The organism is Aminobacter sp. BA135, assembly GCF_050859125.1.
Classification (GTDB): domain Bacteria; phylum Pseudomonadota; class Alphaproteobacteria; order Rhizobiales; family Rhizobiaceae; genus Aminobacter; species Aminobacter ciceronei.
Genome location: NZ_CP139572.1, coordinates 1,673,263 through 1,697,500, shown reverse-complemented (window position 1 = coordinate 1,697,500; position 24,238 = coordinate 1,673,263). Strand labels below are relative to the sequence as shown.

General features: G+C 63.7%; 22 protein-coding genes. 9 read left to right on the top strand and 13 right to left on the bottom strand.

Annotation, left to right across the window (positions count from 1 at the left end; all coding sequences use genetic code 11):
* Positions 1–549 precede the first annotated feature (549 nt).
* On the top strand, positions 550–2,520 hold the full coding sequence (locus SLT36_RS08380; protein ID WP_432286810.1) for a M23 family metallopeptidase: 1,971 nt from the start codon (positions 550–552) through the stop codon (positions 2,518–2,520).
* Here the strand turns inward: SLT36_RS08380 and SLT36_RS08375 are convergent.
* Positions 2,517–4,037, bottom strand: a complete 1,521-nt coding sequence (locus SLT36_RS08375) for an MFS transporter (protein WP_432286808.1) — start codon at positions 4,035–4,037, stop codon at positions 2,517–2,519. The two genes, SLT36_RS08380 and SLT36_RS08375, sit on opposite strands and share 4 nt — an antisense overlap.
* A 281-nt stretch (positions 4,038–4,318) precedes the next feature.
* Here SLT36_RS08375 and SLT36_RS08370 point away from each other — a divergent pair, with 281 nt between their 5' ends.
* The 3 genes from SLT36_RS08370 (at position 4,319) to SLT36_RS08360 (ending at position 5,928) form a co-directional block, all read left to right on the top strand.
* Complete coding sequence (locus SLT36_RS08370) at positions 4,319–4,999, top strand: glutathione S-transferase family protein (protein ID WP_432286806.1); 681 nt, start codon at positions 4,319–4,321, stop codon at positions 4,997–4,999.
* Positions 5,000–5,122: 123 nt separating this feature from the next.
* Positions 5,123–5,461, top strand: coding sequence for an ArsR/SmtB family transcription factor (locus tag SLT36_RS08365; RefSeq protein ID WP_432286804.1), 339 nt, complete (start codon positions 5,123–5,125; stop codon positions 5,459–5,461).
* Positions 5,458–5,928 carry an SRPBCC family protein gene (locus tag SLT36_RS08360; protein ID WP_432286803.1) on the top strand — a complete coding sequence of 157 codons (471 nt, stop codon included), beginning with the start codon at positions 5,458–5,460 and terminating at the stop codon, positions 5,926–5,928. The genes SLT36_RS08365 and SLT36_RS08360 overlap by 4 nt, the downstream gene beginning before the upstream one ends.
* Positions 5,929–5,948: 20 nt before the next feature.
* On the opposite strand, the gene SLT36_RS08355 is transcribed toward SLT36_RS08360, so the two are convergent.
* The 4 genes from SLT36_RS08355 to SLT36_RS08340 all read right to left on the bottom strand — a co-directional run bounded on the left by SLT36_RS08355 (position 5,949) and on the right by SLT36_RS08340 (position 9,372).
* Positions 5,949–6,443, bottom strand: a complete 495-nt coding sequence (locus SLT36_RS08355) for a GNAT family N-acetyltransferase (protein WP_432286801.1) — start codon at positions 6,441–6,443, stop codon at positions 5,949–5,951.
* Positions 6,444–6,503: 60 nt separating this feature from the next.
* Entirely contained in the window at positions 6,504–7,352 is an 849-nt protein-coding gene (locus SLT36_RS08350) for a phosphotransferase family protein (protein WP_432286799.1), read from the bottom strand.
* Positions 7,353–7,454: 102 nt separating this feature from the next.
* Positions 7,455–8,831 (bottom strand): L,D-transpeptidase family protein, encoded by a 1,377-nt coding sequence (locus SLT36_RS08345; protein WP_432286798.1) that lies wholly within the window; start codon positions 8,829–8,831, stop codon positions 7,455–7,457.
* 178 nt (positions 8,832–9,009) lie between these two features.
* Positions 9,010–9,372, bottom strand: coding sequence for an MmcQ/YjbR family DNA-binding protein (locus SLT36_RS08340; protein ID WP_432286797.1), 363 nt, complete (start codon positions 9,370–9,372; stop codon positions 9,010–9,012).
* 98 nt (positions 9,373–9,470) lie between these two features.
* On the opposite strand from SLT36_RS08340, the gene SLT36_RS08335 reads away from it, so the two are divergent.
* Positions 9,471–10,238 (top strand): hypothetical protein, encoded by a 768-nt coding sequence (locus SLT36_RS08335; protein ID WP_432286796.1) that lies wholly within the window; start codon positions 9,471–9,473, stop codon positions 10,236–10,238.
* 40 nt (positions 10,239–10,278) lie between these two features.
* On the opposite strand, the gene clpB is transcribed toward SLT36_RS08335, so the two are convergent.
* The 6 genes from clpB to SLT36_RS08305 form a co-directional block, all read right to left on the bottom strand.
* Complete coding sequence (gene clpB / locus SLT36_RS08330) at positions 10,279–12,885, bottom strand: ATP-dependent chaperone ClpB (RefSeq protein ID WP_432286794.1); 2,607 nt, start codon at positions 12,883–12,885, stop codon at positions 10,279–10,281.
* A gap of 313 nt (positions 12,886–13,198) precedes the next feature.
* Entirely contained in the window at positions 13,199–14,002 is an 804-nt protein-coding gene (locus SLT36_RS08325) for a DUF4167 domain-containing protein (protein ID WP_432288283.1), read from the bottom strand.
* A gap of 307 nt (positions 14,003–14,309) precedes the next feature.
* Entirely contained in the window at positions 14,310–15,164 is an 855-nt protein-coding gene (gene prmC / locus SLT36_RS08320) for a peptide chain release factor N(5)-glutamine methyltransferase (protein ID WP_432286793.1), read from the bottom strand.
* Complete coding sequence (prfA, locus tag SLT36_RS08315) at positions 15,157–16,236, bottom strand: peptide chain release factor 1 (protein ID WP_432286791.1); 1,080 nt, start codon at positions 16,234–16,236, stop codon at positions 15,157–15,159. The genes prmC and prfA overlap by 8 nt, the downstream gene beginning before the upstream one ends.
* Positions 16,233–18,509, bottom strand: coding sequence for a phosphoenolpyruvate--protein phosphotransferase (gene ptsP, locus SLT36_RS08310; RefSeq protein WP_154386162.1), 2,277 nt, complete (start codon positions 18,507–18,509; stop codon positions 16,233–16,235). Before ptsP ends, prfA begins: the two co-directional genes overlap by 4 nt.
* A gap of 76 nt (positions 18,510–18,585) precedes the next feature.
* A complete protein-coding gene (locus SLT36_RS08305) occupies positions 18,586–19,860 on the bottom strand; it encodes an aspartate kinase (RefSeq protein ID WP_432286790.1) in 1,275 nt (424 codons plus the stop codon).
* A gap of 296 nt (positions 19,861–20,156) precedes the next feature.
* Between SLT36_RS08305 and ubiG the strand changes: the two genes are divergently transcribed.
* Complete coding sequence (gene ubiG / locus SLT36_RS08300; RefSeq protein ID WP_432286789.1) at positions 20,157–20,903, top strand: bifunctional 2-polyprenyl-6-hydroxyphenol methylase/3-demethylubiquinol 3-O-methyltransferase UbiG; 747 nt, start codon at positions 20,157–20,159, stop codon at positions 20,901–20,903.
* Positions 20,904–20,928: 25 nt separating this feature from the next.
* On the opposite strand, the gene SLT36_RS08295 is transcribed toward ubiG, so the two are convergent.
* Both SLT36_RS08295 and SLT36_RS08290 read right to left on the bottom strand, forming a co-directional pair.
* Positions 20,929–21,444, bottom strand: a complete 516-nt coding sequence (locus SLT36_RS08295; protein WP_432286787.1) for a flavin reductase family protein — start codon at positions 21,442–21,444, stop codon at positions 20,929–20,931.
* Positions 21,445–21,458: 14 nt separating this feature from the next.
* Positions 21,459–22,583 carry an LLM class flavin-dependent oxidoreductase gene (locus SLT36_RS08290; protein WP_432286785.1) on the bottom strand — a complete coding sequence of 375 codons (1,125 nt, stop codon included), beginning with the start codon at positions 22,581–22,583 and terminating at the stop codon, positions 21,459–21,461.
* A gap of 112 nt (positions 22,584–22,695) precedes the next feature.
* Here SLT36_RS08290 and SLT36_RS08285 point away from each other — a divergent pair, with 112 nt between their 5' ends.
* The 3 genes from SLT36_RS08285 (at position 22,696) to SLT36_RS08275 (ending at position 24,226) form a co-directional block, all read left to right on the top strand.
* The gene (locus tag SLT36_RS08285) at positions 22,696–23,274 is read left to right on the top strand and encodes a winged helix DNA-binding protein (RefSeq protein WP_432286783.1); all 579 of its coding nucleotides are present in this window, start codon (positions 22,696–22,698) and stop codon (positions 23,272–23,274) included.
* Positions 23,275–23,377: 103 nt separating this feature from the next.
* On the top strand, positions 23,378–23,719 hold the full coding sequence (locus SLT36_RS08280; protein ID WP_432286782.1) for an MmcQ/YjbR family DNA-binding protein: 342 nt from the start codon (positions 23,378–23,380) through the stop codon (positions 23,717–23,719).
* 129 nt (positions 23,720–23,848) lie between these two features.
* Positions 23,849–24,226, top strand: a complete 378-nt coding sequence (locus tag SLT36_RS08275) for a VOC family protein (RefSeq protein ID WP_432286780.1) — start codon at positions 23,849–23,851, stop codon at positions 24,224–24,226.
* The last annotated feature ends 12 nt before the right edge of the window (positions 24,227–24,238 follow it).

The following is a 24,238-nucleotide window of genomic DNA, read 5'->3' as shown; positions in this document are numbered from 1 at the left end:
GTTGAGGCGTATATAGTCGCCACCCTCTCAGACTGTCAACGACCTTTTCCAACTTTTGCGAATTTTTTGCGACAAACTTCCCCGCCCATGGCCGCAACCCTGAAAGACCCTGCGGAAGGGGCTTCAAGAAAGTTCACAGAGCCGCCCCGAACGCCCTTGGCCAAGGCAGATTGCCCATGCCGACACACGACGTCCCCTGCAAAACGACGTTCGCCGGCTGCCCCACCGCTCACGTTCGACGCTTTGCGGCCCCACAATACATATATGGGGATCCTGCACAGCCGGCGGCGCCCCTCGCTTATAAAGTACGGGACGACGTCCCCCTGCCCCGGCGGAGCCCTATTCCCGCCCCAATGCGGGCAGATGTCTCAAAACGCCCTTGGTGCGAAATCAAAGTCTGTACGCACCGCCAGCATATATAAGAGAGGAGGGGCAGGTTGGCGGGGACGCGTGCGCGGGCTTCGTTGACTTGGAGCGCCATGACAGGCAAATGTCTTGGCAACTAAAAGCAAGCGGGCGCGAACGCGTCGGGGATTTTAGCCGTACTTGATGCAGGATACGGACCAGACCATAGCCGAGCTCGGCAATGAGCCGCCGCTGATCGCGGATGGCCGCGCCGGTCCCCCGGACCGACGCGAGGTCTCGGCGCGCTGGCTTTCGGGCACCTTCCTGACCGGAGTGACCTCGAGCGTGCTGATGGGCGTGGCGCTGTTTGCCGCCCTCGACGGCCGCGAGAAGCTCGCCACCCCACCCGAGATCGCCGAACTGGCGACGCTTGCCGCCGGCGGCGATGCCGGACAGCGCGCCAAGACCACAAGGCTTGCGCCGCTGCGCCAGATCGCCAAGGCCAAGGACCGGCGGCGCATGGAAGTGTCGATGCTGACCAAGGAAGGCGACCGCGAAGTCATTCGCACCATGCCTTTCGTCCAGATCAAGATGGCGCTTGCAGCCTCACATCCGACGACGCGCAGCTATCCCGCCTTCGACCCGCTGACGGTCTTTGCCGAGGACGGCCCGGCACAGCAGCCGGCGCAGGCCGCGGCGACCGGTCAGATCTACGGCGTCAAGGTCGAGAGCGAGATGAGCCTCAAGACCGTCGACTTCCCGATCGAGACGGCAACCTTCGACGAGAGCTCGGCACTCTCCGCCAATGAGGTCGAGAAAGTGGTGCGCGATGCCGGCGGCGACCTGACCGAAGGCGACATCCAGGTTGCCTCGCTGCATTATGTCGACCCGCAGCGCTTCGGCAACGCGTTTGCCGACCAGACGCTCGCCGGCTCCTACGGTATCAAGATTGTGCCCGAGAACGTCTCGGTCAGCGCCCGCGCCGACGTCGATCCCGAAACGCTCTCTTATGCCGAAGACATCATCGCCTTCGAGAAGGACCGCAAGATTGCCGATGCACTGGCCGACGCCGGCTATTCAGGCGAGGACGCCCAAGGCATGGCCAATGCGGTGTCACGGCTGCTCAATGCGACCGCGCTCAAGGCCGGAACCGTGCTGCGCGTCGGCCTCGAGGTCCGTGGCGACGTCGGCAAGATCGTTCGCACCAGCGTCTACGACCGCTCGCAGCACATCCTGACCATCGCGCTCGACGACCGCAACCAGTTCGTTCCCGGCGACGAGCCGGAGCCGAACCCCGAGATCGCCACCGCTTTCGAGGACACGCCGACGGTGCCGACAACCTCGCGCGGCGCGCTGCCGACCGTTTATGACGGCATCTATCGCGCGGCCTATTCCTACGGCATGTCACAGGACATGACCAAAAAGCTGGTCCGGCTGCTGTCGTCCGACGTCGACTTCCAGTCGCGGCTCAATCCGTCAGACCGCATCGAGGTGTTCTTCTCGCAGCCCGATGGCGACGACAAGGCCTCGGCCGATTCCGAACTGCTTTATGTCTCGGCCAATTTCGGCGGCAACACGCGCAACTTCTACCGCTTCCAGATGGGCGACGGCGCAGTCGACTATTTCGACGAGGACGGCCGCAGCGCCCGCCAGTTCCTGCTGCGCAACCCGTTGCCCAACGGCAAGTTCCGCTCCGGCTTCGGCGGCCGCAAGCACCCGATCCTCGGCTACGTCAAGATGCACACTGGCGTCGACTGGGCCGCCCCCACCGGCACGCCGATCATCGCCTCGGGCAACGGTGTCGTCGAGAAGGCCGGCTGGGCCGGCGGCTACGGCAAGCAGACGATGATCCGCCACACCAATGGCTACGAGACGTCGTACAATCACCAAAGCCGCATCGCGCCCGGTGTGGTCCCCGGCGCCCGCGTCCGCCAGGGCCAGGTCATCGGCTATGTCGGCACCACCGGCCTGTCGACCGGCGCGCATCTGCACTACGAGCTGATCGTCAACGGCACCAAGGTCGACCCGATGCGCGTGCGCCTGCCCACCGGCCGCGTGCTCAAGGGCGAGGAACTGGTCGCCTTCAAACGCGAGCGCGAGCGCATCGACGACCTGCTCAAGGACGAAAACAAGGACGCGCTGAAGGTGGCGAGCACCGCCAAGGTCAGCGGTTAGGCCTTCTCTTTTCTTTTCCAAGACGGCTGGGTCAACCAGGCGACGGCTGCGGCGACGAAACACATCGCGGCCGCGATCGCCGCAATCGCCGCAAAGGCGCTGTTGGTCGCCGAAACCCGTAAGGCTTCCGCACCGGCGTCGAGCGGCGCAGCCACGTAAGCGCCGAACTCGACGCCCGGTGCAGCCGTTCCCAGGACATTCGCAAAGACCACACCTGCAACGGCACCAAGCGAGGCCACCGCCATCAGGCCGGCGGCCCGGGCGAGCGCGTTGTTGATGCCGGAGGCAAGCCCGGTGTCCTCCTCCGGTGTCGCCCGCATCACCGCCGCCGACACCGGCGAGACGACGATCGCCATGCCGAGGCCCTTGAGCAGCAGGATCGGGAATGTCACCTGCCAGAGCATCATCAGCGGCATTGTCAACGCAAGGCCTGCATAAGAGATGCCGACGATTGCCGCACCCACGGTCAGCGGCCAGCGCGGGCCGATGGCGTCGGACAGCCGGCCCGAATAGCTCGACAAGCCTGCGATGAACAAGGACAGCGGCAGGAACAGCAGGCTCGCCTCCCATTCCTTGGCACCCCAGCCGGAAACGACGGTCATCGGAAGGAAGAACAGCACTGCATTGAAGGCGAAGAACAGGATCAACGTGTAGAGATTGGCGCCGGTGAAGGCACGTGAGGCGAACAGCTCGAGTTTGACCATCGGCGCCCGCGCCCACTTCTCCCAGACGATGAAGCCGACGAAGATTGCACCCCCGACCGCGATCCACAGCCATGGCGAGACAGCGCGAACGTCTGCGGGCAGGCCGAAGGCGGTCAGGCCCCAGGCCATCAGACCGAGGCCGACGGTCGCCAGCATCGCACCTGCAATGTCGAGCCGACGCTTCGACGACGGCCGGTCCTGTGGCACCTTGCTGAGCAGCATGGCGAGGGCGGCGAGCCCGATCGGTACGTTGATGGCGAAGATCAGCCGCCACATCCATTCGGCGCCGAAAGACAGCACCATGCCGCCGACGAACGGCCCCATCGCGGTTGTCAGCGACGAGAACGCCGCCCATTGGCCGATGGCCTTGCCGCGCGTCGCGTTGGGATAGGATTTGGCAATGATGGCGAGGCTGCCCGGCACCATCAGCGCGGCACCGATGCCTTGTGCCGCGCGCATGATGATCAGCATCTCGGCGTCGACAGCGAGCGCGCAGGCCGCCGAGGTGACCATGAACAGGATGATGCCGGCAGCAAAGATGTTGCGCACCCCGAAAACATCGCCGGCAGCGCCGCCGAGCAGCACCAGCGCCGACAAAAACAGCATGTACCCGTTGCTGATCCACTGCGCGTCGACGAGCGAGGCGCCGAGATCAGCTCGGATGACCGGCATCGCCAGCGACACCACCGAGCCGTCGATGAAGCCCATGCTGGAGGCAAGGATCGCCGAGATGAGCACATATCGCCGCGCCTCGGGCGGACAGAAGACGTGGTTGTTGTTGGCCGGGGTAGGTGCGGTGTCGGAAATGTCCATGGCTGGAGACTATGTGGGCAAGCTTTGCGCAGGAAGCCACCAGGGGGACGAATTCTGGAAGCCAGGCGACATGGGCCCGCCGTATCGTGGCACTCGGCAGCAGGTCGCGCTCGTCATTTGGGCGAGCAAAACGAGGCCCGGGACCCTCTACCCCCGTGGAAAAGCTCTCCATCTTCGATCTCCAGCCCCCTGCGAATAGTTTCCACATAAGGAAACTTTCACTTGCGCAGTCGAATTCGCCGCAATAGTTTCCGAGTATGGAAACTATCTGGAGCCTTGCAATGGCGCTGACGCTTTATTCCCACCCTCTCGCTGCCTTCTGCCACAAGGTGCTGATTGCGCTTTATGAGAATGGGACCGAATTTATCCCTGTGACAGTGGACCTCGGCGATCCGGAAGAGACGGCGGCGCTGGCGGCGAAATGGGCGGTGGGCAAGATTCCGGTGCTGCGCGACGACTTCCGCGATCGCACGGTGCCGGAGACCAGCATCATCATCGAATATCTCGATCGGCATTATCCCGGGCCGGCGCCGATGCTGCCGGCGGATGCCGAGCGCCGGCTTGACGCCAGGCTGTGGGACCGCTTCTTCGATCTTTATGTCAGCGTGCCGATGCAGAAGGTCGTCACCGACAGGATACGGCCCGAAGGCGGCAACGATCCGGTCGGCGTGGCCGATGCGCGGCGGACGCTCGACACCGCCTATGCGATGATAGAGCGCCAGTTGGCGGACATGAACTGGGCGGCGGGCGAGGACTTCACCATTGCCGACTGCGCGGCGGCACCGGGCCTGTTTTACGCCTCGATCGTTCATCCCTTCGCCAGCGACCAGCACAATCTCGCCGCCTATTTCGAGCGGCTGATGGCGCGGCCGTCGGTGCGACGGGCGGTCGGCGAAGCGCGACCCTATTTCCGTTTCTTCCCCTATCGCGAACTGATGCCGGAGCGCTTCCTTCATGACTAGAGCGTTTTCGCTTTTCTTCGAATCACAGAATCTCTCTATCTCTCTGTTTTCGAGCAATTCCAGACTGAAAACCGCTGCACACTTTTCCTGGAATTGCTGTGAGCACAGCACGGGAACAGGCCGATGATCGAGGCACAACGACTGGACCGCGTTTTCACCGCCCTTGCCGACGCCGGCCGGCGCGGCATGGTCGAGCGGCTGAGCATGGGTCCGGCAACCGTCAAGCAGCTGGCCGAACCGCAAGGCATGCGGCTGCCCTCGGCGTTGAAACATCTGAAGGTGCTCGAGGACGGCGGCATCGTCGCCTCGCGCAAGGTCGGCCGGACCCGCACCTATACGATCGAACCCGCGGCACTGTCCGAGATAGACGACTGGGTGAGACAGCGGCAGACTGCGATGAACAAGGCATTCGACCGCCTTGTCCAGGCAATGAAAGATTTTCCCGGGGAGGAAGACGAATGACCGACGTGGCGCACAAGACCTTCGTCGTCGAGCGCGAGCTGCCGGCGTCGCCCAGGCACGCCTTCCGCTTCTGGTCGGACCAGGCGCTGAAGCGGGCGTGGAACGACTGCCATCCCGACTGGGTGACGCTTGAGGACAGTTTCGATTTTCGCGTCGGCGGCATCGAGGCCAAGCGCTGGCGTATGCCCGACGGTGCCGAGCTGGCATTCCGCGCCGACTACTTCGACATCGTGGCCGGCGAGCGCATCATCTATGGTTTCGAGATGAGCCATGGCGGCAAACGCATCTCTGCATCGCTGGCCACGATCCAGCTTTTGCCCGAAGCCGGCCAGACGCGGATGCGGTTCACCGAGCAGTTGGCTTTTCTCGGCACCGCCGAGGCGATGGCGGCGCGTATTTCGGGCACCGAAACTGGCTTCGACCGGCTGGTGGACATCCTCAGCAGGGAGACGGCGAGCGTACACTGAGTGCCAGTAGCCCGGCTGGCTCAGCTCGCTTCGAAGCCGGCGTGGTAGACGATCTCGCCGCGGGGGACGGCGCCGCCGAAGGCCAGCCGCTGGACATATTGCGGCGGCAGGCCGGCATAGGTGACGGCGGGGTCGGCGACGAAACCGAAACGGCTGTAATAGGCCGGGTCGCCAATGAGGACGCAGCCCTTGGCGCCCATCCCACGCAGCGCGTCGAGCCCCAGGCGGATCAGCGCCTGGCCGATGCCCTTGCCCTGGTTGTCGGGCCAGACCGACACCGGCCCGAGGCCATACCAGTCTGCGTCACCGCCGACGGTGACGGGCGAGAAGGCGACATGCCCAAGGATCTTGCCGCCGTCCTCGGCTATCAGCGACAGCGTCAGCGCCCCGGCATCGCGCAAGGCATCGACGATCGCCGCCTCGGTCTGGCTCGAATGCGGGGCGTCCGCGAAGGCGGCACGGGTGAGCGCGCGGATCGTGTCGACGTCGGCCGGCTGTTCGGAACGGATGTACATCTCGCCACCTCGATTTCCCGGATATTTGCCGGCAGCCATGGCCCAAATGCAAGGCGCAAGTCAGGCCGGTACGTTGCCGGCCGTCAGGGATCGCAGCCCGGCGTCGAGTGCGACCGCATCGCCATGGTCGACACCGAACAGAACGTCGAGCAGCGGAAAGGTGCTGCGGTAGAAGGTGATGCGATCCCGCATCCCGGCGATGCCGGAATAATGCGGCGCCATCAGCGCGAGGACATCGTCGCCCAGCCCGGCCGACAGGCTGGCGAGATCATAGGCGGGATCGCCCGCCCCGCAGCCGGCGAAATCGATGACGCCTGAAACCCTGCCCTTGTCGACGAGGATGTTGCCGGTGCCGAAATCGCCATGGGTGATGGTGCGCGGAGCGTCGGGGACACGCCCTAGAAACCTGATGAAACTGCTGCGGATGGAATTGGCGACGGCAGCCGGCAGCAACGGCAGCGCCTTGGCTTCAAGCCGCTCGAGGAGATCGCGCCATTCGGCCATGGGGTCAGCGGGAGCGGCGTCCCTCAGCATGTCTTGTGGGAGCGCATGAAGCGCTCGCAGGAACAGCCCGAGGTCTCGGGCCAGTTCCTGCGTCTGCGCAGCAGTCATTCCATCGAGCGACAGCAGCGGCTCGCCGGGCAGCTTGCGATGGACGGCGACGACATACGCGCCGACATTTCTCAGCTCCGGCGCGGGCACCGGCACGGGAAGCATCGGCGCCAGGACGGCGAGCACGTCGGCCTCGCCGGCAAGATCGCGGCGCGCCTCGTCGTGCCGGGGTATCCGCACGATGACCTTGCCCGTATCGAAGATGCAGTTGTTCTGGCCGCTGTCGATGACGGTTGCGGACAGGAATTCGGGCTGATGCAGGGCCTCGGCGATTTCCCGAGCTGTCGGCTGGATCATCGAAAATCGTCCGTCGGCAATGAGCCGGAACCGTGTCGCCGCAGGTGGCAAAAGTTCCGAGCCGCGGAGGGTCTCTCCACGGCCATTGCGGCACTAGCGGAGCTACTCCATGAATTCGACCGGCACGCCTGCCTTGACGATCTTGGCGAGTTCGCGCGCGTCCCAGTTGGTCAGGCGCACGCAGCCATGGCTTTCGGTCTTGCCGATCTTGGAGGGATCCGGGGTGCCGTGGATGCCGTAGGTCGGCTTGTCCAGCGCGATCCAGACCGAACCGACAGGGCCGTTCGGGCCCGGCGGGATGGTCAGGACCTTGTTGTTTTCGCCCTGCTTGAAATTGATCTTGGGATTGTAGGTGTAGTTGGGGTCGAGCGCGACGCGCGACACCGCATGAATGCCGGTCGGCGACGGCGTGTCGCCCGAGCCGATGGTCGCCGGATAGGCGGCGACGAGCTGGCCGGCCTCGTTGTAGGCGCGAACCTGCTTCAGCCCCTTGTCGGCAACGATGCGCGACACCGGCTTGTTCACCAGCTTGCCGAAATTGGCGACCTTCACGATGGTGCCCGGGCGGTTGAAATTGACGTCCGGATTGATCGCCTTGAGGTAGTTCTCGTCCATGTGGAAACGCTCGGCGAGCATTTCGGTGACCGAGGTGAAGGCCATGCGCTCGAGCTGGGCCTTCTCGCTGTAGTCGGCCGGAACCGAGGCGATGTAAGGGCCGGCGGCGTCCTCCGGCGTGATGGTGTAGGAGCCGAAGGCGTCGCCGCCTGTTTCGGCAAGCGCCTGCTTGATGCCTTCGGCGTCAGTCGACTTCAGGCTGGCGCCGGTCATCTCGTTATAGGCGACAAGCGCCTTGTCGACGTTCGAACCGAAACGCCCGTCGATGACACCGGGCGAAGCGCCGAGGCGATCGAGCAGTATCTGCAGCGAAGCGACGTCCTCGCGGCCCTTGACCGCGATGGACGGCTCGAGCGGCCGATCGGTGATGCGCGGGTTGGCCGGCAGCGCCGGCTGGTCGTCCGGGCTCTGGAGCGGTTCGCGCGAAACGACACGCGGCCCGCTTGGCGCCTCGGGGAAGGCGTTAGGATCGTTGTTATAGTAGTCGTCACCATTGGGTTCGGCCGGAACGGCAAGCGCGTCGTCGCTGTAATAGCCGTCATCCGCCGGTCCGATCAGCACGTCGCCCTGGCGGTAGTCGCGGCGCAGCTCCTGGCGGCGCAGTTCGCGGCGCAAGGCCTGGCGGTTGAGGCGGCTCTCCGGCGGCTGCACGGCGATGACCTTGCCGGTGTAGGGATCAACGAGCACACGATTGCCGCGGCTGTCGTAGAAGACCTCGACCTCGCTCTGGGCAAGCTGGAGCAGGTTCTGGCCAACCCGCACGCGTGGCGAGACGGGCTCGCCTGATGGCACGATCGCGGCCGCTGCGTGGAGCGCCGACAGGCCGGTGGCCATGGCCGAAAGCACAACGATCTTGCGCAACATGGTCGCCACATCTCTCCGAATCTCGGCCGCCAACAGGCCGGCCGCCGTGAATCACTGTTATCCACTGACATCCAATAACGATCTGCTAACCCTTCCAACATGAACGGGGCATGAAAATGACCGTGTTAGCAGGATTTTGAGGCCTTGGCAGACCGCGGCGGCACCTGAGAATCGCGGGTCAGGCGGGAAGGCCGAGTTCTCGGCGCGTCGCCTTCGGCAACTTGGCCGCGATCATCCGGTGGCTCTCGCCGATATAGTCGCGCAGCCCCTCGTCATCCATGGTTTCGCCGTTCTGGCGCTGAATCCATTTCATGCTGCGCGAAGCGAGATAGGGCGCTGGCCTGAGCCCTGTTTGCTCCTTCAGGATGTCGAATGCCATCTCGGAGACCTTGAAGGTGACGGCGAGCCCGGCACCATCGCTCCACCCGGCGATGGCGAAAACCTTGCCGCCGACCTTCCAGACATGCGCCCCACCCCACTGCACGACATGGGTGGTGTGTGGCAGCGAGGCGCAGAAGCTGTTGTAGTCGTCGAGTGTCATGTTTCAGCTATCTCCGCACATAAGCGAACTTTACTTTGACGATGGCGATGTCAGATTTGCGCATGCTTCATTCCTGATGCGCATGAAAGAACCCGCCGATGGAAAACAACAGAAACATCTGGTCCACATCATTTCGTATCATGAAGAAAGACGTCATCTACGTCCTGATTTATTGTGCGACGCTTGTGGTGTTCCTGATGGTCCAAGAGAAAATGGAGACTACGTCCGGAGGCACCATCGCGCTAACGTTCGCATCCGCGATATTGGCAATACCTGCACATTTTTCGGTTCTGTCCCATCTCAGCACCGCAGACGCCATGCGGGAGCTGCACGGCAAGAACCCGAAATACATGAACAGCTTTTTGTTCCGCACTATTGTCTTGGGAGTCATTTCCTGCGCGCCCATACTCGCTCTGACCATACTGCTGACTGGAGGCGGCTGGGGAAGGACCAGCCTCATTGCCATCGCAGTTTTGTCGCTGCTCCTGTCCGCAGCCCTGGTTTTCGCAAAATGGGGAACCATGTTGCCCGCGATCATCATGCAGGGCGACAAAACGTTTGCAGCCGCCGGGCGCCGCGGGAGAACCAGCTTTTTCTATGCGTTCCCTCGACTACTTCTGTCATTCGGCTTGATGAGCATCGTGCAGTTTGCAGCTGTTAGCGCCTCGCTCACGTGGCTTGGCGCAGGCGAATATTTCTTCCCGGCGACAGGCGGCTTTGATTTCGCGCTACTGCTTGGTGTGACTATTGGCGCTGCCATAAACGCTTATCAAATCATCATGTCCGCAGTCATTCTCTCACGATCCTATCTGCAGGCAGAAACCGCCGCGAACAGCGCTGATCTGGCTACGTTCGAGACGACTTGAGCTGACCCCTGCTGCTTCCAGCAAAGGCCAGCTCATCACATTACGCGGCCGCCTCTTCGCTCACCACCGTTGGCTTGGAGCGGAAGTTGAGCCGGTCCGAGCCCGAGGTGATCTTGACGGTCGAGCCGTCGAGAATGTCGCCCATCAGAATCTTCTCGGCGAGCGGGTCCTGCAGCTCCTTCTGGATGACGCGCTTGAGCGGGCGGGCGCCATAGGCCGGGTCGTACCCCTTGTTGGCGAGCCAGTCGATCGCATCCTTGTCGAGCGACAGCGTGATCTTGCGATCGGACAGCAGCTTTTCGAGCCGCTTGAGCTGGATCTCGACGATCCGGCCCATGTCCTGGCGACGCAGGCGATGGAACAGGATGACCTCGTCGACACGATTCAGGAACTCCGGCCGGAACGACGCCTTGACCACGCCCATGACCTCGTCACGGACCTTGTCGACATCCTCGTCCTCGCCGAGCGCCACGAGATATTCGGCGCCGAGATTGGACGTCATGATGATCAGCGTGTTGCGGAAGTCGACGGTGCGGCCCTGACCATCGGTCAGGCGGCCATCGTCGAGCACCTGCAGGAGCACGTTGAAGACATCAGGATGCGCCTTTTCGATCTCGTCGAACAGCACGACCTGATAGGGCCTGCGCCGCACGGCCTCTGTCAGCGCCCCGCCCTCCTCGTACCCGACATAACCGGGAGGTGCGCCGATCAGCCGGGCAACGGAGTGCTTCTCCATGTACTCGGACATGTCGATACGCACCAGCGCATGCTCGTCGTCGAACAGATAGTCGGCGAGCGCCTTGGTGAGCTCGGTCTTGCCGACACCGGTCGGGCCCAAGAACATGAACGAGCCGATCGGCCGGTTCGGATCCTGCAGGCCGGCACGGGCACGGCGGACGGCCTTGGACACCGCCTGGACGGCTTCGCCCTGGCCGACGACGCGAACACCGATCTCGTCTTCCATGCGCAACAGCTTCTCGCGCTCGCCTTCGAGCATCTTGTCGACCGGGATGCCGGTCCAACGCGAAACGACATGGCCGACATGGTCCGGCGTCACCGTCTCCTCGACCATCGTGCCGCGGCTTTCCTGGGCCTCGGCATCGACGAGCTTCTTTTCGAGCTCGGGGATGCGGCCATAGGCAAGCTCGCCCGCCTTCTGGAACTCACCCTTGCGCTGGGCGATGGCGAGTTCGTTGCGGGCTTCCTCGAGCTGGCCCTTGAGGTCGGCGGCGAGACCGAGTTTTTCCTTCTCGGCCATCCACTGGCTGGTCACCCTGGTCGACTCTTCCTCGAGCCCGGCCAGCTCCTTCTCGAGCCTTTCGAGCCGGTCGCGGGAGGCGTCGTCCTTTTCTAGCTTGAGCGCCTCGCGTTCGATCTTCAGCTGCATGATGCGGCGGTCGATCTCGTCGAGGGCTTCCGGCTTGGAATCGATCTGCATGCGCAGCCGCGAGCCGGCCTCGTCGACGAGGTCGATTGCCTTGTCGGGCAGGAAGCGGTCGGTGATGTAGCGGTTCGACAGCGTGGCAGCCGCGACCAGTGCCGAGTCCGAGATACGCACCTTGTGGTGCTGCTCGTATTTCTCCTTCAGGCCGCGCAGGATCGAGATGGTGTCCTCGACCGTCGGCTCGGAAACGAACACCGGCTGGAAGCGACGAGCAAGGGCCGCGTCCTTTTCGACATGCTTGCGGTACTCATCGAGCGTGGTGGCACCAACGCAATGCAGCTCACCGCGCGCCAAGGCCGGTTTCAGCAGGTTGGACGCATCCATCGCGCCATCGGCCTTGCCGGCGCCGACGAGCGTGTGCATCTCGTCGATGAACAGGATGATGCCGCCCGCAGCCGCGGTGACTTCCGACAGAACGGCCTTCAGCCGCTCCTCGAACTCGCCGCGATACTTGGCCCCGGCAATCAGCGCGCCCATGTCGAGCGCCATCAGTTGCTTGTCCTTGAGGCTCTCGGGCACGTCGCCGTTGACGATGCGCAGGGCCAATCCTTCGGCGATGGCGGTCTTGCCGACGCCGGGCTCACCGATCAGTACGGGATTGTTCTTGGTGCGCCGTGACAGCACCTGGATGGTGCGGCGGATCTCGTCGTCGCGGCCAATGACCGGATCGAGTTTGCCGGCGCGGGCATCGGCGGTGAGGTCGCGCGCGTATTTCTTCAACGCGTCATAGCCCTGCTCGGCACTAGCCGAGTCGGCGGTGCGGCCCTTGCGGATATCGTTGATCGCAGCATTGAGCGCCTGCGCCGTAACACCTGCCTTGGCGAGGATATCGGCGGTCTTGGCCGACTTCTCGACGGCAAGCGCAGTCAGCAGACGCTCGACGGTGACGAAGCTGTCGCCGGCTTTCTTGGCCAGGTCTTCTGCAGTCGAAAACACCTTGGCGAGCGGCTGCGCCAGATAGAGCTGGCCGCCGGCGCCCTCGACCTTCGGCATCGCCTTGATGGCGGCCTCGACGCCGAGCCTGATGTCCCGGGCGTTGCCGCCGGCGCGCTCGATCAGCGACGAGGCAAGGCCTTCGTCATCATCCATCAGCACCTTGAGGATGTGCTCGGGCGTGAACTGCTGGTGATTGTTGGAAAGCGCATAGGTCTGGGCCGACTGGATGAAGCCGCGGACGCGCTCGGAATACTTCTCAAGATTCATTCGGTGTCTCCATTCCGTACCGGCCCGCTTTGCGGCACCGGCCAGGTTCAAGGTGACGGACCCGCCCGACCGGGCCGGATCCAACTGAGGCTGATATGGTGCGTAGGACGATATACCTCAAGGCACACCTGGAGTGCTGTGCGTCATTTTTTGATGCGCAAATGGCACGGGGTTATCCGGAGTCTGCGCGTCGTGCCTTGCGAAAGCAAACGCGATTTGCGGGCCGGCACGCCTGGCCGTCGTCAAAGCAAAAACGGCGGGATTTTCATCCCGCCGTTTTCAAATGGCTTGAAGCCCGTGGTTACGAAGGCGATCAGCCTTCGACGGCGGCAGGCTCGGCTGCCGGCGTATCGCCGGCTTCGCCCTGCGCCTCGGTTGCGGCGCGCTCGCCACGGCGCGGACGACGGCCACGACGCGGTGCCGCGACAACTTCGCCCTCGGCAACCTCAGTGGCAGGGGCCACTTCAGCAACGACGGCCTCGGTGACCACGACGTCAGGCTGCGGCTGTTCGACCACGGCGACGACGTCCGTCGGTGCAGTTTCGGCCTGCTGCTCCTGATTGCGCGGGCGGCGTTCGTTGCGGTTGGGACGACGTTCGCGGCGGCCTTCGCGCGGCTGGCCTTCGGCGGCTTCCGGATTGAGAGCGACCTCGGCCGGCGTGCCTTCGATGTCGGGCTGCGGGCCAGTGCCGTTGACGACCGGCTGCGGCTGAGGCTGCTGGACCTGGACCTCGGCAACGTTGTTACCGATGCTGTCCTCGTCGCGCTCGTCGTCCATGTCGGCGTCGAAGTCGTCGCGGCTCTGCTGCTGCTGCTGGATCGGCATCTGCGCCATAGCGGCGGCAATGATGCGATTATAGTGCTCTGCGTGCTGCAGGTAGTTCTCGGCCATCACGCGGTCGCCTGAGCTTTGCGCATCGCGCGCCAGCGTGGCGTATTTTTCGGCGATCTGCTGCGCGGAGCCACGGATCTTAACGTCCGGGCCGTTGCTCTCGTAGTTACGCGTAAGCGGGTTTGGACCCTTGCGGTTGTTATTGCCGTTGTTGTTATTATTGTTGTTATTATTGTTATTGTTATTCCGACCGCGCATGCGCCTATTCTGCTGTTGTGGCCTCATCAGATTCTCTTTGTGTTGAAGTATCCGAACGGGGGCACTTAGGCGGCCTGCCGTTTCGTATCTTTCCGCCGGTGATCGCCCGCAGTCTTGCTGCGTCGGCGCCACATGCCATCCTGTTTCGGTTCATGTCACTTGCCGGACGATCCCCGCACGAAGCTAGAGCGTCGTCTACGCAAGAAGGCAGCTAGTTTCGATGGAAACCGAATCTTGTAACAGCACTGCCTGCTTCGTCTCATCCGGTTGCCGGGAACCTAGCGGCATTCACTTTCCTTGCCAAGCGGTTTTTTGCAGTGCCCAAAAGCCTTGCTCAGCAGCTGAATACGAGCACCCGGTCATTGCCACCCAAGTCCTTGTAATGGGCGGATAAATGGTAGCCGGCTTGCTCGAATATCACGGTCACGTCGTGGCGCTGGTCGTGCCCGATTTCGAGCCCGATAAGGCCACCTTCTTCAAGGTGGCGCCCGGCACCCGACGCGATCATCCTGTATGGCTCAAGACCGTCCGGGCCACCGTCGAGCGCGCGGCGCGGATCAAAATTGCGAACCTCGTTCTGCAAATCCTCGATCTCTGAAGTGGATATATAGGGAGGATTTGAGACTATTAAATGGTAGCGGCCCTGAATCTCGGCAAACCAGTTGGATTTTTTTGCCGAAAAGCGTGATGACACGCCTAGAGCTTCGGCGTTGGCGGCGGCGGTCGCCAGTGCATCCTCCGAGACGTCGACGCCGATGGCCTCGGCCTTTGGCTCCTGGGTGACCAGCGCCAGTGCAATCGCGCCTGTGCCGGTGCCGAGATCGAGGATGCGGCAGACACTCTCGCGCACAGCCGTCGCATGGACGAAAGGCAACACGGCGTCGACGAGCGTTTCGGTATCGGGGCGCGGTTCGAGCGTCTCGGTGGAGAGGCTGAGCCGCATGCCATAGAAATCGCGGTAGCCGAGGATGCGATGCACGGGCTCGCCCGCGATACGGCGATCGAGCGCCGCCTCGATCTCGGCCACCTGCGCCACAGGCCTGTCGGGCGAAGCAATCGCGTCGCTGCGCGTGGTGCCAGAAAAGTGCTCGACGAGCAGCCGCGCGTCGAATGCCGCGTCGGCGATGCCCGCACCGGCAAGGCGCTGGCGCGCGTGGCGCAGAAGTTCGCCGAGCGGACGCTCAGCCATCCGAGCCCATGTCGGCGAGAAGCTTGGACTGGTGGTCGGAGATCAGCGCGTCGACGACCTCGTCGAGTTCGCCCATCATCACCCGTTCGAGCTTGTAGAGCGTCAGGTTGATGCGGTGGTCGGTGAGCCGCCCCTGCGGAAAATTATAGGTGCGGATGCGCTCGGAGCGATCGCCGGAACCCACCTGTGACTTGCGCGACGACGAGCGTTCCTCATCGGCACGGCTGCGCTCCAGGTCATAGAGGCGGGCACGCAGGATCTGCATCGCACGCGCACGGTTCTGGTGCTGCGATTTTTCCGCCTGCACCACCATGATGCCGGTGGGCAGATGAGTGATGCGCACGGCCGAATCTGTTGTGTTGACGTGCTGGCCGCCCGATCCCGAGGCGCGCATGGTGTCGATGCGGATGTCCTCGGAACGGATCTCGATGTCGACTTCCTCGGCTTCCGGTAGGACGGCGACGGTGGCAGCGGAGGTGTGGATGCGGCCGCTGGCCTCGGTCGCCGGCACGCGCTGGACGCGGTGCACGCCCGACTCGAATTTCAGATGCGCGAACACGCCTTTGCCCGAGACACCCGCAATGATTTCCTTGAAGCCGCCGGCATCGCCGTCGCTTGCCGACACGACTTCGAAGCGCCAGCCCTTGGTAGCGGCGTAGCGCTCGTACATGCGGTAGAGGTCGCCGGCAAACAGCGCCGCCTCGTCGCCACCGGTACCGGCGCGGATTTCGAGGATGGCGTTCTTGTCGTCCGCGGCGTCCTTGGGCAACAGCAGGATCTGGATCTCGCGCTGAAGCGCCTCGATACGTTCCTCGACCTCGGGCTTGTCCATTTCGGCAAGCGCCCGCATCTCGGCGTCGGTGCCCTTGTCGGACAGCATCGCATCGAGATCGACGAGCTCCTGCTCGGCGGAGCGCAATTCGCGGATCCTGGCCACGAGGTCCTGGATGTCGGAGTATTCGGAGGCGAGCTTGACGTAGACGTCGGGCGCCGGACCGGCGGCCATCTGCGCTTCGAGCATGTCGAAGCGTTTGACGACCTGGTTCATTCTGTCGTGGGGCAGGCTGATCATAATGGTATGGAACGGTCGTCCGCAAAGGCCTGGAGCAGCGCGCGCATCGGCAGGCGGGCGGCAGGACCGGCAAGGTTGTCGTCGAGGAAGGCGGTAAGTTCGCCAAGCGGCAGTTCGGTCAGCATCGCCTTGACCGGACCGATGGAAGCAGGCGACATCGAGATAGAGCGGTAGCCGAGGCCAAGCAGCGCCATCGCGGAGATCGGCTTGCCGGCGAGCTCGCCGCACAGCGTCACCGGCGTGTGGTTGCGCAGGCCGGCATCGGCGATCTGCTTCAGCACGCGCAGGAACGGCACCGACAGCGTGTCGAAGCGGTCGGCAAGCTGAGTGTTGCCGCGGTCGGCGGCCATGACGAACTGAAACAGATCGTTTGAGCCGACCGACACGAAATCGACGGCCTGCATCAGCTCGTCGAGTTGCCACAACAGCGACGGCACCTCGATCATCGCGCCGAGCTTCAGGCTGGTCGGCAAATGGTGGGCGAAGCGGGAGAGGTGGCGGACCTCGCGGTCGATGATCTCGCGCGCCTGGGCGATCTCGCCAAGCTCGGTGACCATCGGCAGCATGACCTTGAGCTCACGGCCGCCGGCAGCCTTGAGCAGCGCGCGGATCTGGGTACGCAACAGGCCGGGACGGTCGAGCGTGAGGCGGATGGCGCGCCAGCCAAGTGCGGGGTTTTCTTCTTCCTGCGCCGAGCCCTTGAAATAGGGCAGCACCTTGTCGCCGCCGATGTCGATGGTGCGGAAGGTGACGGGACGGCCACGCGCAGTGTCGAGCACGTCGCGGTAGAGCTTTTCCTGCGCTTCGGCGCGCGGGAACGTCGAGGCGACCATGAACTGCAGCTCGGTGCGGAACAGGCCGATGCCGGCAGCACCCGCCTCGGCGAGCTGCGGCAGGTCGACGGCGAGGCCGGCATTCATCAACAGGTCGACCTTGACGCCGTCCTTTGTTTCGGACGGCTTCTTGCGCAGTTCGCGGTAGAGTTCCTGGCGGCGGGCGCGGAAGCGCACCTTTTCAGCATAGGCTGCTTCGAGATCGGGCTGCGGCCGAAGGTGGACAGCGCCTTCGACACCGTCGACGATGATCGGATCGCCGTTCTCCGACATGGAAACGACGCCCTTCATCTGTCCGGCGACGGGGATGCCCATGGCGCGCGCGACGATGACGACGTGGGACGTCGGCGCACCGTCTTCCAGCACCAGGCCGCGCAAGCGATCGCGCGGATAGTCGAGCAGCTCGGCCGCCCCCATCGAACGCGCAACGATGATGGCGTCCTTGGGCAGGCTCTCGGCGATGGTCTCGGGGCCGCGACCCAGCAGCTGGCGCAAAAGGCGGTTGGCGAGGTCGTCGAAATCGCTCATCCGCTCGCGCAGATAGGGATCGGTCATGTGCATCATGCGCGCGCGCATGTCGCTCTGCACCTTTTCGACCGCGGCTTCCGCCGTCAGGCCGTTGCGGATCGCCTCTTCGAGACGGCGCACCCAGCCACGGTCGTTGGCAAACATCCGGTAGGCTTCGAGAACCTCGCGGTGCTCGCCCTCGAAGGCGACGTCGCGGCGTTCGAGCATGTCGTCGATCGACAAGCGCAGGGAACCGAGCGAATCCTCGAGCCGGCGCAGCTCCTCGTCACTGTCTTCATTGAACAGGTTGGTGACGACGATGCGCGGCTCGTGCAGCACGACATGGCCGAGGCCGACCCCTTCGTTGAAGGCAATGCCGGTGAAGCTCGCCGGGCGCGACAGATCGAGTTCGAGGCCGGGACGGCTGAGGCGACCAATGTCGCCCGAGGCGATCATCTCGGCAATCACCATGGCGGTGGTTTCGAGCGCCTCGATCTCATCGTCGCGGTAGTGCCGCATGGTCTTGTTCTGGACGACCAGAACGCCGAGCGTGCGCCCTGCCCTGAGCACCGGCACGCCGAGGAAGGAATGGTAGATCTCCTCGCCTGTCTCAGGCAGGTAGGCGAAGGCGGGATGTTCCTGGGCGTTGGACAGGTTGAGCGCGCGGGCGCTGGCAGCAATCGTGCCGACCAGACCCTGGCCGAGACGCAACTGCGCCAGGTGGACGGCGTTGGGATTGAGACCGACGGTCGCATAGAGCTCGAGCACCGAGTCGGCGCGGAGCACATAGAGCGAGCAGACTTCGGCCACCATGTTGGCGGCTATATCGCGCACGATCCTGTCGAGCCGTTCCTGTGGCTCGAGGGGCTCCGCCATCAATTCGCGGAGCCGTTTCAGAAGTACGCGCGGCCCGGCGGCCATGTCACGTATCATTCACCGTCTCCATGGTTGGACCCGGCGCGGCACGTGCTTGCCACGCCGGCAACGCGGTGACGCTCGACTCCTAATACTACTGCTTATCCAGACCGTAGACGGAATGCAAAGTCCGAACCGCAAGTTCAGTATAAGGCCCGTCGATAAGGATCGAAATCTTGATCTCGGAGGTGGTGATGGCGCGGATGTTGATGCCCTTGGCGGCCAGTGCCTGGAAGGCGGTGGCCGCGACGCCGGCATGGCTGCGCATGCCGATGCCTATGACCGACACCTTGGACATGCCCTCGTCGTGCTGGACGGCATCATAGCCAATGTCGGGGCGGATCTTCTCAAGCACGGCGAGCGCCTTGTTGACGTCGCCCGATGGCACGGTGAAGGTCATGTCGGTGAACTTGCCGTCCTCGGAAATGTTCTGGACGATCATGTCGACATTGATGTTGGCCTCGGCCAATGGGCCGAAGATCCCGCCTGCAACGCCCGGCCGGTCGGCGACACGGCGCAGCGAGACCTGGGCTTCGTCCTTGGCATAGGCAATTCCGGTGACGACCTGCTGTTCCACGATTTCATCCTCGTCACAAATGAGAGTACCAGGCGGGTTGAGGAAATCACCCATGCCGGGCGCATCGGGATCCTCGAAGGAAGAACGCACAAAGGTACGGACCTTGTGCACCATGGCCAGTTCGACCGAGCGGACCTGCAGCACCTTCGCGCCGAGCGAAGCCATTTCGAGCATTTCTTCAAACGAAATGCGCGACAGGCGACGCGCCTTGGGCTCGATGCGCGGGTCGGTCGTATAGACTCCGTCGACATCGGTGTAGATATCGCAGCGATCGGCCTTCACCGCTGCCGCGATTGCGACAGCCGACGTATCGGACCCGCCACGGCCAAGCGTGGCGATGCGGTTGTCCGGGCCGATGCCCTGGAAACCGGCGACGACAGCAACCTGGCCTTCCTGGAAACGCTTGATCAGGAACGAGCCGTCGATGTCGAGGATGCGGGCGGCACCATGGGCGTTGTCGGTCTTGATCGGAATCTGCCAGCCCTGCCAGGAGCGTGCATTTATCCCCATCGCCTGCAGCGCAAGCGCCAGCAATCCCGACGTCACCTGCTCGCCCGAGGCGACCACGGCGTCATATTCGCGGGCGTCGTAAATGTTGAAATTGGCGCCTTCGGCCTTCGAAGCCTCCTGCACCCAGCCGACCAGCTCGTTGGTCTTGCCCGACATCGCCGAGACGACGACAGCGACTTCGTGGCCGGCGTCGACCTCGCGTTTGACATGACGCGCCACGTTGCGGATTCGGGCGATGTCGGCGACGGATGTCCCGCCGAATTTCATCACGATGCGCGCCATAGAAGCGAAATGCCCTTGCCATATACGCCGGCCCCGACGGGGCCGGAAAATGAGTGAAAACACCGATGAATTGCACGGTGTCGAATGCGCGGCCTGCATAGCCAAAACCCACGCATTCCGCAAGGACGCCCGGCCAGACAAATCACCGCGACCTTTTTTTGCCGGCACAGCGGCATGGGTACGGCTCGCGGGGCAGTGCATGGGTGCTCGCGGAAATGTCGCCTTGACAATCGGGACGCCAGACCCGACTTCCTTGCGCTCGCCCAACGTCCTTGCGCCCGACGGAGACCACAGCAATGCCAGATCCCCGCCCATCGACGATCGATGCCGGAGAAGTCGAGCGGTTCTCGGCGCTCGCAGCCGAATGGTGGAACCCCAACGGCAAGTTCCGTCCGCTGCACAAATTCAACCCCGTCCGCCTCGGCTACATCCGCGACCAGGTCGCCCAGCGTTTTGGCCGCGACACTCACGCCGCAAGGCCCTTCGAGGGCCTGCGCATCCTCGACATCGGCTGTGGCGGCGGCCTGCTGTGCGAGCCGATGGCACGCCTGGGCGCCGAAGTGGTCGGCGCCGACGCCTCCGCCACCAATATCGAGGTAGCCAAGATCCATGCCGCCGAAAGCGGCGTGAAGGTGGATTACCGCGCCACCACGGCCGAGGATCTCGCTGACGCCGGCGAGAAGTTCGACATCATCCTCAACATGGAAGTTGTCGAGCACGTCGCCGACGTGGAGCTGTTCGTCAGCAAGTGCGGCGAGATGGTCAAGCCCGGCGGCATCATGTTCGTCGCCACCATCAACCGCACCTTCAAGGCGCTCGGTCTCGCCATCGTCGGCGCCGAATACGTGCTGCGCTGGCTGCCGCGCGGCACCCACCAATACGGCAAGCTGGTGCGCCCCGAAGAGCTGGACAAGGCGCTGACGGGCGCCGGCCTTGCCACCATCGACCGCACCGGCGTGATCTACAATCCGCTGGCCGACCGCTGGCAGAAATCCCGCGACATGGACGTCAACTACATGGTGTTGGCGGAAAAGGCGGCCTGAGGCCGCCTCTCCCGTCGGTCCGACATCAGGCGTCGAGCGGCCGGTAGCCGCCGCGCCAGTAGAGCAGCGCCTGACCGGCATCCTGCGTCCTGACCGCCTCGACCGAGCCGATGATGATCGAATGCGTGCCGCGATCAATCATCTCGTCGAGGCTGCAATCGAAAGCGGCGACCGCATCCGACAGCACCGACGCCCCGGTCTTCAGCGTGAGCCAGTCAGCACCTTCGTAGCGTTCATTGCCCTTGATGCCGCCGAAGCCGGAAAAACGCTCGGCGACCTGCTGATGCTGCGGCCCAAGCGAATTGACGGCGAAATGGCCATGCCGCTCGATGACCGACCAAGTCGACGACGACCGGTTGACGCAGGCGATGACCTTGGGTGGCTCGGCCGACAGTGAAACGACCGAAATCACCACCAGTCCTGAGCGGTCATCGCCGACGCCGGCGGTGATGACGCTGACATTGCCGACGATGAGCCGCATGGCGGCGCGGAAATCAGCGGCCCCCACGGGGACGAGAGGAACGGAAACGGGGATCGTCATGACCTCGTCGCCCTTCACGCCGCCGAACGCTGCGCCAGAGGCGGGATGCGTATGCCTCGCGCCTCCAGGATCGGCAGCACGTTGTCACGGAAATAGGGGAATTCCTCCGCGTAATCGACGAACGACAAGGTGGTTCCGCGGAAGCCTGTTTCATGAAGCGCGGTGATGCCATCCGCCACCTGCTCAGGCGTGCCGACAAGCGGGAAGCCGCCATGACCCGCCGCCATGCGGTCGCGGATGAGTGCGAGCAGATCGTGCGGGAAGGACTGTGCATGGGCGAACTGTAGCCGGACGAGATTGTCGACGGCCTCCCAATCGGCGTTCTCCCGGGCCGAATAGTTGAGGAAGTCGAGCGCCTCCCTTTCAGTCGGACGGCACACGACATGCGAGAAGGTCAGCACATCGACGGCGCGGCCGGCCTGCTTCGACTGCGCCTTCAGCGCGGCGATCTCGTCCTTCGAGCGGGCCAGGTCGATCGCCGGGGTGAACAGGAAGTCGGCGTTCTGGATCGCGAACTTGCGGCCATGATCGGAGCCGGCAGCGTTGAGGATCGGCAGGCGCGCCGAAGGCCTGGGATCGCCAAGGACCTGCTTGAGCTTGAAATAGGTGCCGTCCCAGTCGAAGGCCTCGGCGCGGCTCCACAATGCCCTGACCACGTCGAACCATTCCTGGGCATAGCCATAGCGGGTGACGTGATCGTCGGGCAGCGTCAGGCCAAGCGCTTCATATTCGGGCTTGTTCCAGCCCGCGACGATGTTGAGGCCGACGCGTCCACCGCTGATCTGGTCGATCGTCGCCAGTTGCTTGGCAACGACGACAGGATGGTTGGCGACAGTGTGGATGGTGGCGAAGACCGTGATGTTGCGGGTGTGGGCTAGAAGCGCCGTCGCCCAGGTCATCGTCTCCAGCACGTTGCCGTGGAAATTGGTCTCGCCGCCATAACCGATCCAGCGGGCGATCGGCAGCATGAAGTCGATGCCGGCGTCGTCGAGAAGCTTGCCGAGGCGCAGATTGTTGCCCCATGAATTGTCCCAGCGATCCGGGATCCTGGTGACGGTCATGCCGCTGGAACAGTTGGACGCAAAGGTGCCGAGAAAGAAGGGTTGCACTGCGGGTGCAGTGGCGCCGAGCATGCTCATGTTTGGGTCTCCTCCCCATAAAATGAACTTTATAATAGAAAGTCTATCATAAATTCATGTGGACGCAATGTGCTGCGCCAAGGCATGGTCCGAAGGATCAGGAGGGCGAAGAATGAGCAAGGAAAACAAACCCGTACCGGGCTCCGAACTGCTTGATCGCGGCTGGCATCTCGCCCGGACGCCGCTCGAAATCGACGTCACCGAAGTGGAATATGCGTTGATGCGCTCCTACGAAGCATTCGGACGCTGGCAGGCGGAATGCCTCGCCACGGTGATCGAATTTTCGGCGACGGGTGCAGAGAACGCCTTGCTGCACGTCATCCGAATGAACGATCGGCCCAAGACCATCCACGACCTCGCCCACATGACCAATCGCGAGGACGTTCCCAACATCCAGTACAGCCTGCGCAAGCTGATCAAGGGCGGTTTCGTCAAGCGCACCGGCAGCGGCAGGACCGGCGTGACCTATGAGGTGACGCCGCTCGGCCATCGCGTCACAGAGCGCTACGCCGATATCCGCTCGGTGCTGCTCATCGATGCGGTGACCCGCGTGCCCGACCTGGCCGCCAAGCTGGCCGACGCAGCACACACGCTGGAATTGGTGACAGGTATCTACGAACAGGCCGCCCGCGCCGCCGCCACCCACCGCCGCCGCCATCCGCAGCTCGATCCCGAGGCCGAAGGCGACTGAGGACGTCCTCGGCAGCGATTTGGTCGTGAAGCGCCCCTGCGCAACTTGCGCTGTCCGCGGCAACTCTCGACATTAAGGGCAGACAATTACGGGTTCGAATACCATGACACCAGAAGATGTCAGACGCATCGCCCTGGAACTGCCAGGAGCGACCGAGAAATCGCATTTCGGCAAGCCCGACTTCCGTGTCCGCGACCGTGTCTTCGCCACCCTGCCCGGGGACGGCAATGCCGTGATCAAGCTGACGCGCGACCAGCAGGAAGTGATGTGCGGAGCGGAGACCACGGTGTTCCGGCCGGTCGAAGGCGGCTGGGGCAAGCAGGGCTGGACGCGGGTGATGCTTCAAGCTGCCGACGAGCCGACGCTGCGCAGCGCGCTGGTGGCCGCCTGGCGCAACACCGCACCAGTCACCTTGCGCAAGGTCTTCGACCTGGCGGGTGGCTGACGACGATCGCGGCTGAGGTGCGACGGGTCTTCCCTCATGTCCGTTTCCATGCGAGCTTGCCCGCAGGACACCGCTCCTCACCTGGTATGCGCATTGCCGCCCCTGCCTTTTCGCCATCGGGAGCACATTATGAGTCCATCCCCCATTCATTCGATCAGCTTCGGCCGGGCGGCCCCAGGCCTTGCCGTCCGTGACATCCAGGCGGCATTCCGCTTCTACTCCGAGATCCTCGGCATGCAGAAAGTGTTCGAGAACGGCAGTCCCGTGGGTTTCATGGTGCTGAAGAAGGACGCCGCCGAGATCCATCTGAGCCAGAGCCGCGACCACGCGCCTTCAACCGTCAACGCGTTCCACATGTTCGTCGACGACATCGACGCGCTCTACGCCATCTGCGAGGCCGCCGGCGTTCGGATCATCAAGTCGCTGAAAGACAAGGACTACGGCCAGCGGGCCTTCGTGTTTGCCGACCCCGACGGTAACAGGATCGACGTGGGACAGCGTATCTAGCTCGGCGCCGAG